This window comes from Ruania zhangjianzhongii, from assembly GCF_008000995.1.
GTDB lineage: Bacteria > Actinomycetota > Actinomycetes > Actinomycetales > Beutenbergiaceae > Ruania > Ruania zhangjianzhongii.
Genome location: NZ_CP042828.1, coordinates 3,507,578 through 3,519,495 on the forward strand (window position 1 = coordinate 3,507,578; position 11,918 = coordinate 3,519,495).

Sequence of the window (11,918 nt, forward strand, 5' to 3'; positions counted from 1 at the left end):
GAGCAGATTGACCAGGGCGATCAGAGCAACCCCGACCATCGCCGCGAGGCGGCCGACGAACGCGTTCTGCCGTTGGCCATTCATAGGTCCGGCCTCCCAATTCGGCTCAGCCTGGTATAGGCAAGAACGAGGAATATGTTGATCACCATCGCGGCGCTCGCTAGCGCTGCGGCACCGCCGAACTCGAGGTCGGTGAACGCCGTCTGATAGATCTGCAGCGCCAAGGTCATCGTCGCGTCACCAGGGCCGCCGCCGGTCACGACGAGGGGCACCTCGGCGTTGTTCAGGCTGCTCACCAGCAGGACGATGACCACGATGGTCAGTGATGTCCTCAACAGCGGAACGGTGAGTAACCAGAATCGTTGCAGCGCTGAGGCGCCGTCGACCTTCCCGGCCTCAAAGACTTCTGCGTCAATCGACTTCAGGCCGGCAACGAGCAGCAGCACCGCAAAGCCGAGCGTGCGCCACGTGGCTACCAGAATGAGGCTCACCATGGCGCTCGCTGGTTCCAGTAGCGGGGTGATTCTCGAGCTGAAGAGCACCTCCGCGAGCCATGATCCGATTCCCAGGCTCTCCAACCAGGTCCACCGAAACAACAGCGAGGCCACAACCGTCGAGAGCACCCAGGGAACGATGACGACGACTTGCAACGCCAGCGACCGGTTACGGGTGAGCCGGTCCAACAAGGAGGCGATGGGAAGCGCGAGCGCCACCGTGAGCACGACAGTGCCGGCCACGAAAACTGCCGTACGAGCCAACAACGGCACTGTCGAGGAGGTGAACACCGCCTGCTGCCAGTTCTCCAGCCCGGCAAACCCGGCCACGGTCGCGAGCCGCAGGTCCAGCAGGCTGTAGACGAAGGCGAAGATCGTCGGCAGGACGAGAACGATCAGCAACAGAATCGCGGTGGGGGCGAGGAGGAGAGCGGCAAGACGCCGCTCCCCTCCTCGAATCGTTGGCGCAGACGACATCAGTCAGCGGCGAATTCTTCGGCCGCAGTCTGCAGCGCCGTCGCCGGATCCGTACCGTTGGTCATCACGTCGAGCACGATCTGGTTCATCACCGGGCGATAGTCCCCACCGGCGCCGGCGGGAGGAAGCCACCCGTCGTCGAACGCGGCATCGGCCACCTGGAGATACTCCGGTAGATCGAGCTCTTCAGTCGTCGATTGACGGGCCGGCGACTGCCCAGCGGTCTCTACCCACAACCTGTCCGCCTCGGGGCTGATCAGGTGGGCGGCGAATCGTGCGGCGGCTTCCTGGTGCGGGCTTCCCGACCAGACGCCGACGGTCCACCCGTTGATGACGTTCGAGGTGCCCTCGGCGGACGGGAACAGAGCGAAGCCGGTCTCCTCCTCGCCGAGTTGCTCCTGGATCGTGGGGACACGAGTGGCCGAGGCCATAGCGGCAACGCAGTTTCCTGCGGAGAACTGCTCGTAGGGATCCTCACTGCTCCAGGTGACGGACTCCGGCGGTGTGATGCCGTCCTCGACCAGACCCACCGTGTAGTCGAGCGCTTCGACCGCCTCGGGTGTATCCCACATCGGCGCACCGTCATCAGCGAACAGCGTGCCCTGCTCGTAGACCATCCGTGCTGCGAGCGTCGTGACATCGGAGGTGGCTTCGCTGAAACCTTGGCAGAAGCCCCACTGGTCACTGTCGCCGAGTTCGCTGAGGGTCTCGGTGAACTTCTCCCAGGTGTCGAGATCGCTCGGCGAGACGCCAGCCTCCTCGAAGAGGTCGGCGCGGTAGAGATACCCCATGGCTACCCGGGAGAGCACCACCCCGTAGGTCTCGTCACCCTCGGTCAACCGTTGCCAGAACGCATCGTCCAGGTCTTCTCGGTCCTCGTCCGTGAAGGCGCCGGAGACATCGGCGAACAGTTGATTATCCAGTACCGGATCGAGATCGAGGACGGTCACCCAAGCGAGGTCGGGTGCATTGCCCGAGGCAGCCGCGGCCATGAACTGCGGCGCCAGCAGGGACCACTGCGAGGTCTGCACCTCGACGTTGATTCCTTCATTGGCCTCTTCGAAGGAGTCAATCAGCTCCCGCAAGGCGACTTCTCGTCCACTCTGACCGTTCGGATCGAGGAACGTCGACATGGTGATCGTGATCGGCCCATCCTCTTCTGAGCCGCCTGGACCGCACGCTGCGAGACCCAGGGCAGTGGCCACCGCGACACCCGCTATAGCGGCCTGACGTTGCTTTGTCATCTTCTATCCTCCGTTGGACTAGATTCCGAACTTCTTTGCCCGGTATCTGTGACTCATCGAGCCGTTCCCGGCCCAGGCGCGCGCTCCGCGCCCAGGCCGGTCCGACTACGCCTTGAGAGCCAGAAAGATCGACCCCTTCACCTGCCCTTGGCCGGCAACCGAGCCGCGGACCCGCAGCCACCCGCCGAAGTCGCGCACCGACCAGGACGTCACCCGGGAACCGGCCACGTGCGGCTGCACGTCCTCGAGCGGGCACCAGTCCAGACCGTCCGGCGAGATCTCCGTCTCGAGTCGGAACTCCACCCCGTTCGGCGGCTCGTCCAGCACCACGAACCAGCGGGCCTCTCGGGCCCATGCGACCTCATAGGGTTCGGTGGCGAACTCCGAGGCGAATTCAGTATTGCGTTCGATCAGAACAGTCAGCGATTCATTCACGGTGGTCACCAGTCAATCGAAACGAGGGCGGAGTCGATGTAGAGGAAGTTGCGCACGTCGGCATGGGTGCGCACCGAGAAGTAGAAGTTCAGCAGCCCGTTGAGGGAGCGGTACTTCTCCGTATAGAGCGGAACGTCAACCTGTGAGGTGTCGTAGATTCTGTCGTTGACCTGAAGTTCGACGTTCGTCCGCGTCTCGGTGTCGAATTGCCACCGCAGATAGTGCCAGTTGATCTTCGTCGGCACCTCGTTGTAGCAGAGGTCCTGCGGCTCGGTGAACGGCTTCCAGTCATCGGGATTGGGCGCTGTGAAGTCGTCGAGCTTGCTGTAGTTCACCTTGCCGTCGAAGCGCTCTTTGCCGGTCGGCTCCACCACGGTCGGCGCCCACCAGCGGCGGTCCGGGACATTGTCCATCGTGGTGTTCATGTACCGAGCGACAACGTGGTACCGCGTGCCGTCGTCCATGTCGCTGCCGAGGGTGAAGGCCCCGAACAGGTCTTCGGACGGGTGGTAGTTGCCGTCCCACTCCTTGGGCGGGGCGTTCTTCGGATCCAGAGCCCTGGCCTCGGACTTGTAGGTGAAGTAGGCCTCCAGCTGCACTTTGCCGCGTACCGGCATGGTGAGCCGTCGGATGGCGGTCGCGGTGTGCCCCTTGATCGGCCTGGTCGCCATCTTCAGCGCGTAGGTGCCGCTCACCGCGCCATGGGTGCCCACGTCATAGAAGTTGCACGAGCTGAGCTGCGGCGGACGGAAGTCCGACATCTGCGGCTCGAGGGTGTCCAGGTTGCCCGCGGCGTCGTAGTTGCCGGACAGCTGGGTCCAGCCATGGGTACCCGAGTTGAAGTCGTCGTGGGCGATGATCCGTGACAACGGCTGGAACTTCGTCACCCCCGGCGCAGCATCGGAATGGGCCCGCCGCATCGTTGTGTAGTCGGGCGCTGCTCGATCGGTCACGACTGCTCCTCCATCGTTGGTTCCAGTAGTGGGTTCGAGGCCGAGCCTCCACTCGCGGAGAGCGAGGAGCGACTTTGCGTCCAACCCGATCTCAACGTTTATATATTAACGTTGAGATTTGCGCAAGCCGTTCCGGTGTAAACGTTGAGATCGGGGCGCCTGTTGACATCGAGGCAACCACGACTGCCCTACCGAGTGTGGGTGCTCCGGGGCGCGCTCTGGGGCCCGGTCCGGGGCGCGCTCCGGGGCCCGGTCCGGGGCGTGCCGCGGGGCGCACGCCGTAGTGCGCTCCTCACCAGATCGGGCCTGCTGGGCTCAGTCGGAGATGTGCGCCTGGACCTGGTGGATCTTCTCCCGCAGCTGCGGGTAGCTGTCGATATAGGCGTCCACGAAGTATGCGTACTCCTCGTGCCTGTCCCGATCGGGTTCCACCACATCGGTGCGGTGCACCATCGCATCGGCAGCGGCCTGGACCGAGTCGAACAGTCCCGCCCCGGCTGCGGCGAGGATGCAGGAGCCGAGGACGGCAGCATCGCCGACCTGAGTGATGGCGATCGGCACGCCTGTCACGTCAGCGTGCATCTGCATCCAGTCGGCCGAGTTCGTCGCACCACCGCAGGCGACCATCTCCTCCAGCTGGAGCCCGGCCGTGCGCATCGATCGCAGGATGTGCTCGGTGCCGTAACAGACGCCCTCCTGGATCGCGCGGTAGAGGTGCTCAGGTCCGTGATGCAGGCTCAGGCCCCAGATGATGCCGCGCGCCTGGCCGTCGGTGTACGGGGTGCGATTGCCCTGGAAGTATTCGTTCACGATCAGGCCCTCGGAGCCGGGAGGCAGATGCCGGGAGCGCTCGTTGAGCACGTCGTAGGGGTTACGGCCGGCGGCTTCGGCAGCGGCGGTGACGTCCTTGGCGAAGTTGTCCTTGAACCACTTCAGCACCGACCCGGTCGAGACCTGACCTCCCTCCACCGTGTACTGCCCGGGCAGGACACCATCGGTGTAGGCGCCGAAGAAGCCGCGACCGGACAGCGCCTTGTCGCTCTGCCCCGAGAGCACATGGGAGGACCCGGTGATCAGCGCCATCCGGCCCGGTTGCAGCACATTGAGTCCAATCTGACCGGCCCAGGCGTCCGCACCTCCTTGGGCCACCGGGGTTCCCGGTACCAATCCCAGGTCGCGGGCCGCGCCGGCAGTCAGACCGGCCACCGGGGTGCCCAGATCGAGGACCCGCTCGGGGAGCTTCTCGAACACGTCGCCGGCACCGACGTCCGCGTAGAAGTCCTCGGGCCAGCCCCCCTCGTCCCGGTCGTAGTACATCCGGTGCGCTGCGGAGTTGATGTTGACGGTCCACTCACCGGTCAGCCGGTAGTTGATCCAGTCCGGGGCGTCGATCAGGTACTTCGTGGCCCGGTAGGTGTCGGGCTCGTTCTCCCGCAACCAGGCGGCCTTGAACGGGTACCACTCCGGGCTTGCCGGCCCGGTGCCATCGCCGTTGTAGCGCCTGGCCACCGACGCGCTCGCTTCTGCCCGCTTCGCCTGCGCCACCGCGCGCACATCCATCCACATGATGGCGGGCCGGAGTTCGCGGCCGCTCGCGTCCATGGCGACGACGGTCATCGTGGTGGCGTCGTAGGAGATTCCGGCGATCTGCTCCGGCTGCAGGCCGGAGGCCGTGAGGCACTGCGCCGTAGAAGCCGATAGGGCCTCCCACCAATCGTGCGGACTCTGTTCCGCCCAGCCGGACCGGGGATGGTGCGTGCGGTAGGGGGTGGCCGCGAAGGTGACCGGCGTGCCCGCGATGTCGAAGATCGCGACCCGACAGCTCTCGGTGCCGAAATCGATGCCCATCACGAACGGGCCGTCAGAACGGGGGGAAGTGGTCATGGTCTGCCCCTTCATCGAGTCGGTGCGGTAGGAGGCGCGGGCCTGGTGTGCGAAGCAGACTACTGTCGCCGACGCTCGGCCGCTGACGAGTGCTCAAGCGAGCGGGCGTGACCGGGCAGGCAGCGGGCGAACCGGCCCCGAGGGCCGGGAACTGCCCACCGGCGGCGATACACTCCGAAGCATCCCCCGATCCGAAGGACACAGGTGATGGCGACCCCCGCCCCGGACACCCACGACGCACTGCACCGGCTGCGGCAGGCGATGCCCGAGGTCACAGTGCTCAGCGCCGACGACGAGTTGCAGGCGCACCGGTGGGACCGGGCGCTGGACCCGAACGCCGGTGTCCCGCTGGCGGTGGTACTGCCCCGCAGCACCGAGGACGTGCAGCAGATCGTGCGGTATGCCGGTGCGCACGGCATCCCCCTGGTGCCCCGCGGCGCCGGCTCGGGGCTGTCCGGGGGAGCCTCCGCCGTCGACGGCTGCCTGGTGATCTCGATGGCGGAGATGACCGACTACGAGATCGACCCGGTGACCCGGATGGCCACGGTGCAGCCGGGCATCATCAACGCGGACCTGAAGCAGGCGACCGCCGCGGAGGGGCTCTGGTACCCGCCGGACCCGGCGAGTGTGGGGTTCTCCTCGATCGGCGGCAATGTGGCCACCAATGCCGGTGGACTGTGCTGCGTGAAGTACGGGGTAACCACCGACTACGTGCTCGGGTTGACCGTGGTGCTCGCCGACGGCACCGTGGTGAACCTGGGCGGCCCGCGGCTGAAGGAGGCCGCCGGGCTGAGCCTGACCAAGCTGTTCGTGGGCAGCGAGGGCACGCTGGGCATCATCACCCAGGTCGTGCTCCGGCTGATCCCGCCGCCGCCCCCGGCGTGCACTGTGGTCGCCACGTTCGCGGACCTGGATGCCTCCTGCCAGGCGGTGCTCGAGGTCGCCTCCACCGTGCGGGCCTCGATGCTGGAGTTCATGGACGCCGCAGCGGTGAACGCGGTCGAAGATGTGCACGGCTACGGGTTGGACCGCACCGCAGCGGCGATGCTGATCGCCCAGTCCGACCAGCCCGGTGAGGCCGGTACCCGCGAGGTGGAGGTGATCGCTGAGGTGTTCCGCAAGTTCGGTGCCACCGAGGTGCTGGTCACCAGCGACCAGGCCACCGGGGACACCTACACCGCCGCCCGCCGGGCCGCGATTCCTGCCGTGGAGGCCAAGGGCCGGCTACTGCTCGGCGACGTGGGCGTCCCGCTGCCGGAGCTGGGCTCGCTGGTCACCGGCATCGCCGAGATTTCCGCCCGGCACGAGGTGGTGATCAGCGTGATCGCACACGCCGGCGACGGGAACACCCACCCGCTGGTGGTCTTCGACCCCGACGACGCAGCTCAGGCCGCCCGCGCCGAGGTCGCCTACGGTGAGGTGATGGACCTGGCGATCGGGCTCGGTGGCACGATCACCGGGGAGCACGGGGTGGGCCGGACGAAGAAGGCCTGGCTGCCGGACTATGTGGGTGAGGACGTCGTCGCACTGAACCGCACCATCAAAGACGCACTCGACCCACGCGGCCTGCTCAACCCCGGCGCCATCCTCTGATCACACCCGCGCCACGCCCGCTCGCCCCGCTCGCAGGGCGAATCCATTCACTCGTCACCCGCTGCAGGGGTCGTGCTCCCGGGTATCGACCGGGCGAAGGACGTGTCGAACCGATTCTTGGGGTGCTCCAAAACGCGCACCCAACGCGCTCAGCGCGCCGCGGGGGCCGGCAGTTGTCCAACGCCGCGTTGGACAACTGCCTTGGCGCAACTGGGACCGCGAGATCTAGCGGGCGAGCACTGACGCCGCCATCATCCGCAGCGGCGCCTCCCGCGCCAACAGGTGGCTCAGGTCCCGGGTGACCAGCGTGCCCGGCCGTCCATGGTGACGCCGTTCCTGGGCGAGACGAATGAGCACCTCGGCTGCGCCGTCGCCGGCAATGATCGTATCCAGCAGCGCCCGGTCCGCCCGGGAGAGCACGGCCTCGCACCCCGGTGCTGCCCGCAACAGCGCCAGCGCCACCTTGGCCAGGTCCGCTCGCTCGGTCGCGGTCCAGGTCTGCGGCTCCGGGCGGTGGTAGACGGCGCCGAACAGGTGGATGCGCAGGTACTTCACCACGGCGGCGCGGCGCTGCACGAGGTCCAGGCGGGCGAACCAGGACCGCTCCAGCAGCCGGGTGAGGAACTTCAGCTCCTCGGCCACCGGGCGGGGACTGTAGGTGATCCGGTCTGCGGCGTCCTCGCCGATCACGTAGGCCGGCCCGCGGCGGTCGAAGGCCACGGCGGCCTGGAACCACAGCCGGGTGACGAAGCCGACGTCTTCCCCCACCGCCACCTTCTCGTCCAGCCGTAGGCCGAGCCGGGCGATCGTGGCCGTGGAGACCAGGCCGAGGGGTGCGGACCGGTAGCAGAGGCGGTCCTTCACCCCGTCCAGACCGGTGCGCCGCCACGGCCGGGTCGGCGGGGTGGGCACGGCCCGGTGGCCGCGCTCCAGTCGTGCGATCACCGCCTCGGCACCGGTGTTCTTCGCGAGCCAGTACCAGGACGAGATCGCCCCGGGCTGGAGGGTGTCGTCCGAGCCCATGATGGCCACGTACTCCCCGGTGGCGGCCTCGATGCCGGCGTTGAACGGGCCGGCGGGCCGGCGGCGGCCATCGTGGTGCTCCAGCCAGGTGACCTGCTCCCGGTGCTGCTCGTCCACCTCGGCGCGGATGGTGTCGGCGTCGATGTTGTGGCAGACCACCGTCAGCTGTACCCCTTCGCCGTTGTGGTCGAGCACGGACCGGACCGCTCGGGCGATCGGGCGCTCGGGGGTGTGCACGGCGATCACCAGGTCCACCCCGGGGCGCACCCGCTCCGGGCCGGTGGAGGGGTCAGTCACGGCCGGCGGCCCGGGTGCCGGTGCCGGCGTATACCGCCGCGTACTGGCTCGCCACCTGGTCCGGGGCGAACCGGTCGCCGATCGTGGCGGCCACGTCCGAGGCGTTCAGGTGGCGGGTACGGCGTTCGACGGCGGAGATCGCGTCCGCGTAGGCACTCGCCTCCTGCTCGCTCACCAAGGCTCCGACGCTGGGGTCGATGTACTCGCCCTGGCCTCCGGTCGCACCGACCACCACGGGCCGGCCGGCCACCAGGGCCTCGGCGGCCGAGACGCAGAAGTTGTCCCCCTTGGTGGGCAGGAAGAACAAGTCAGCGGCGGCCAAGGCCTCGCGGACACCCGAAGAATCGGTGGCCCCCGGCAGTCGGACCAGGTGCTCGACGCCGCGCTTGCGTGCCCGCCGAGCGACAGCCTCACGCAGCGGCCCCTCCCCCACCCAGGTGAGCCGTGCCGGGCTGCCGCGGCGGTCCAGCTCGGCCACCGTGTCCACGGCGATCAGCGGGTCCTTGCGGTCCACCAGGCCGCCGACGGCGACCAGCCGGGTGGGCGTGCGTGGCCGGATCGGGCGGGGGTCCAGGTGCTCCGGCGGGGGCACGATGCACGGCACCACCACGGTGGGGCCGGTGTTCCGGCGCTGGCGAATCGGCCGGGCCAGGTAGTCGCAGACGGCGGTGACCACGTCCGGTCGGCGGACCAGCGGCCAGAGCAGCGGCAGGGCGAGCCGCCAGAGCAACGGCAGGGTGCTCGGTGTGGTCAGTCCGGACCAGTGCTCGGTGTGCACCCAGGTCCCCTTCGGGCGCCACCAGGCCATCGCGAGCAGCGTGGAGAAGGCCATCGTGTGCACCAGGTCAGCGCCGCGGACCTCGTCGCGCAGCGCCTTCCCGGCGGCCAGGATCTGCGCCGGTGAGGTGGTGCTCATCGGGATCCGGACCACGTCCAGGCCTTGGTAGGTCAGGCGCCGGGTGCCGTCGTCGGTGTGTGGAGGTACCAGGTGCACCACCCGGATCTCGCTGACCTCGCGCCGAGACTTGATCGCCTGGATGTCGGCGAGGGTGAAGGTGCCCGAGGTGGGCACCTTTTCCGTGGGGAACCAGGTGGTGACCGCGACGACCTTCATCGGCGTGCCCCGGGCAGGCGGCCTGGTTCGGTGGAGGTTCGCACGGTTACGAGTATGGCCCACCGAGGGGTTCCGGTGCCGGGTGGGAGCGGTGAGGTGCACCACCCGGGTGGGTCACCACTCGGCGATGCTGCCGTCGGTACGGTGGAACCCGGGGGTGCGCCAGCGGTGCGGGCTCTGCGCGGCGCGGCGCACCGCGGCCTCGTCGATCTGCACCCCCAGGCCTGGACCGGTCGGGCGGTGGATGTAGCCGTCGGCGAAGGTGAACACTTCGGTGTCCAGCAGGTAGTCCGTCAGCTCGGCGGAGCCGGCGTTGTAGTGGATACCGAGGGACTGTTCCTGGATGAGGAAGTTGCTGCTGGCGAAGTCCACCTGCAGCGCGGCCGCGAGCGCCAGCGGCCCGAGCGGGCAGTGCGGGGCGATCGCGGCGCCGTAGGTCTCGGCCAGGACGGCGATCCTGCGGGTCTCAGAGATGCCGCCGGCGTGTGCCAGGTCGGGCTGCACCACGCTGACCCCGGCGGTGAGCACCGGCAAGGTGTCCCAGCGGGAGTAGAGCCGCTCGCCGGTGGCGATCGGGATGGAGGTGCTGGCCACGAGCTGGTCCCAGGCGGTGTTCAGCTCGGGCACCACCGGCTCCTCCACGAACAGCGGGTGGAACTCCTCCAGCAGCGGCAGCAACCGGCGGGCGTAGCCGGGTGAGATCCGGCCGTGGAAGTCGATGGCGAAGTCCCCCTCGGTGCCAAGGGTCTCGCGTGCTGCGCGAGCGCGGTCCAGGATCGCTGTGGTCTCGGCCAGGGATCCCAGGTGCTCGGTGGCACCGGAGGCGTTCATCTTCACCGCGGTCAGCCCGGTGGCGAGCTGGGTCTCGATCGCGGCGGCCACATCGCTCGGATCGTCCCCGCCGATCCAGCCGTAGACGCGGACCTTGTCCCGCACGGGTCCGCCGAGCAGCTCGTGCACCGGGACCCCAAGCGCCTTGCCCTTGATGTCCCAGAGCGCGTGGTCGATCCCGGAGACGGCGGAGCCGAACACCGGGCCGCCGCGATAGAAGCCGGTGCGGGTCATCAGGTGCCAGAGGTGCTCGATCCGGGTGGCATCCTGGCCGATCAGCAGGTCGGTGTACCCGTCGATCGCACCCTGGACGGCCTCGGCGTGGCCCTCCAGACTCGCCTCGCCCCAGCCGACGTGCCCGTCCTCGGTCTCCAGCCGGACCAGCAGCCAGCGAGGGGCGACCTGAAAGGTTTCGATGCGCTCGATGATCACAGTGCCCACCGTACCCAGGTGCCGAGACCGTCCCGACGAGTGAACGCCGTCGGCCCCCGTATCGCAGGCAGGGGCGAATCCTGACCCAGGTCGGCTCACTCTCGTCAACTCGTTCTATGACTCCGAGGCTGGCGGACTACATCAAGGCGGGCATGGCCTTCGATGCTGACGAGCGCCTTGATGCCGCGCACCACCTATTGCTGAGTGTGGATCAGGATTCCGACGTGGACGGGGCAGGCATCGATGCGGCGTGGGACGAGGTCATCGACCGCCGCGTCGAGGAGATCGTGAGTGGCAGGGCGGAACTTGTGGACGGGCGCGAGGCGCACGCTGGAGTCCGCGCCGAGATCGCCGCGCTCCGCAGGTGAACTTCGCCGGGCGCGATGGTGCTACATAGGTGCTACATTGGAATCATGAAGACAGTCAGTCAGCGTGAGTTGCGGAACGACTCCGGCGAGGTCATGCGGCAGGTCCAGCAAGGTGCCTCGTTTCGCGTGACCAGCCGCGGTGTCCCGATCGCGCACCTGGCACCGATCGAGGAAGACCCGCTGCAGGAACTGACCCTGCGAGAAGGCACCGGAGTCATGGAGTTTCCTCCCGGTTCGCAGGTACCGGAGTCAACCGAAGATGTCCTGTCGGAGCTTCGCGGCGACCGATGATCCTCCTCGATACCTCAGCACTGGCGAAGCTACTGGTAGACGAGCGGGAGTCGTCAGAGCTGCGCACTGCCCTTGCGAACGAGAGCGCCGATCGACAGGCCTTCGCGATCTCAAGAGTCGCGGTGATCGAGTTGCGTAGGCTCGGAATTCGCTTCCATCTCGCCGTCGAGAACGTCGAAGCCGTGCTACGCCCGTTCCGCATCCTGCGCCTCACCGAGGCGATGATGCAACTGGCAGCACGGCTTCCGTTTCGGCATCTGGGCACGCTGGATGCGTTGCATGTCGCAACAGCTCTGGCGGCCGAGGCGCGCGGCCTCCTGACCTACGACGCCCGACAGGGCGAGGCCGCTGAGGCTGAGGGTCTGGTCGTGACTCAACCAGGACACTGACCGCCTGCTGGTGGACACACGCACCAGTTGACGCGTCGACTCGCCAGTGGTGGTGGGTCCCAGCCTGAACACCCTGCCGGACTGGAGGGTCGG

General features: G+C 67.9%; 12 protein-coding genes. 4 read left to right on the forward strand and 8 right to left on the reverse strand.

The genetic code is table 11. The annotated features are described in order from the left end of the window. Window positions 1–80: 80 nt before the first annotated feature. The 5 genes from FU260_RS16270 to FU260_RS16295 all read right to left on the reverse strand — a co-directional run bounded on the left by FU260_RS16270 (window position 81) and on the right by FU260_RS16295 (window position 5,487). Window positions 81–971: a carbohydrate ABC transporter permease gene (locus tag FU260_RS16270; RefSeq protein WP_147918011.1), complete on the reverse strand. Its 891-nt coding sequence runs from the start codon at window positions 969–971 to the stop codon at window positions 81–83. After that, window positions 971–2,215 (reverse strand): ABC transporter substrate-binding protein, encoded by a 1,245-nt coding sequence (locus FU260_RS16275; RefSeq protein ID WP_147918012.1) that lies wholly within the window; start codon window positions 2,213–2,215, stop codon window positions 971–973. Before FU260_RS16275 ends, FU260_RS16270 begins: the two co-directional genes overlap by 1 nt. A 105-nt stretch (window positions 2,216–2,320) precedes the next feature. Then, complete coding sequence (locus tag FU260_RS16280) at window positions 2,321–2,659, reverse strand: hypothetical protein (protein WP_210418104.1); 339 nt, start codon at window positions 2,657–2,659, stop codon at window positions 2,321–2,323. Further along, complete coding sequence (locus FU260_RS16285) at window positions 2,656–3,603, reverse strand: DUF6772 family protein (RefSeq protein WP_210418105.1); 948 nt, start codon at window positions 3,601–3,603, stop codon at window positions 2,656–2,658. Before FU260_RS16285 ends, FU260_RS16280 begins: the two co-directional genes overlap by 4 nt. 315 nt (window positions 3,604–3,918) lie before the next feature. After that, window positions 3,919–5,487 (reverse strand): FGGY-family carbohydrate kinase, encoded by a 1,569-nt coding sequence (locus FU260_RS16295; protein WP_147918013.1) that lies wholly within the window; start codon window positions 5,485–5,487, stop codon window positions 3,919–3,921. 207 nt (window positions 5,488–5,694) lie between these two features. Between FU260_RS16295 and FU260_RS16300 the strand changes: the two genes are divergently transcribed. After that, window positions 5,695–7,080: an FAD-binding oxidoreductase gene (locus FU260_RS16300; RefSeq protein WP_147918014.1), complete on the forward strand. Its 1,386-nt coding sequence runs from the start codon at window positions 5,695–5,697 to the stop codon at window positions 7,078–7,080. Window positions 7,081–7,305: 225 nt separating this feature from the next. On the opposite strand, the gene FU260_RS16305 is transcribed toward FU260_RS16300, so the two are convergent. The 3 genes from FU260_RS16305 to dgoD form a co-directional block, all read right to left on the reverse strand. Then, the gene (locus FU260_RS16305; protein ID WP_147918015.1) at window positions 7,306–8,400 is read right to left on the reverse strand and encodes a glycosyltransferase family A protein; all 1,095 of its coding nucleotides are present in this window, start codon (window positions 8,398–8,400) and stop codon (window positions 7,306–7,308) included. After that, complete coding sequence (locus FU260_RS16310; RefSeq protein WP_147918016.1) at window positions 8,393–9,514, reverse strand: glycosyltransferase family 4 protein; 1,122 nt, start codon at window positions 9,512–9,514, stop codon at window positions 8,393–8,395. The genes FU260_RS16305 and FU260_RS16310 overlap by 8 nt, the downstream gene beginning before the upstream one ends. A gap of 114 nt (window positions 9,515–9,628) precedes the next feature. Continuing rightward, window positions 9,629–10,777 carry a galactonate dehydratase gene (dgoD, locus tag FU260_RS16315; RefSeq protein ID WP_147918017.1) on the reverse strand — a complete coding sequence of 383 codons (1,149 nt, stop codon included), beginning with the start codon at window positions 10,775–10,777 and terminating at the stop codon, window positions 9,629–9,631. A 116-nt stretch (window positions 10,778–10,893) separates the two neighbouring features. On the opposite strand from dgoD, the gene FU260_RS16320 reads away from it, so the two are divergent. Genes FU260_RS16320 through FU260_RS16330 form a run of 3 tightly spaced genes read left to right on the forward strand, consistent with a single transcriptional unit; the run spans window position 10,894 to window position 11,825 of the window. Then, window positions 10,894–11,145, forward strand: coding sequence for an addiction module protein (locus FU260_RS16320; RefSeq protein WP_147918018.1), 252 nt, complete (start codon window positions 10,894–10,896; stop codon window positions 11,143–11,145). A 45-nt stretch (window positions 11,146–11,190) separates the two neighbouring features. Then, entirely contained in the window at window positions 11,191–11,436 is a 246-nt protein-coding gene (locus tag FU260_RS16325) for a type II toxin-antitoxin system Phd/YefM family antitoxin (protein WP_168211813.1), read from the forward strand. Continuing rightward, window positions 11,433–11,825, forward strand: a complete 393-nt coding sequence (locus tag FU260_RS16330; RefSeq protein WP_147918020.1) for a type II toxin-antitoxin system VapC family toxin — start codon at window positions 11,433–11,435, stop codon at window positions 11,823–11,825. The genes FU260_RS16325 and FU260_RS16330 overlap by 4 nt, the downstream gene beginning before the upstream one ends. Window positions 11,826–11,918 lie beyond the last annotated feature (93 nt).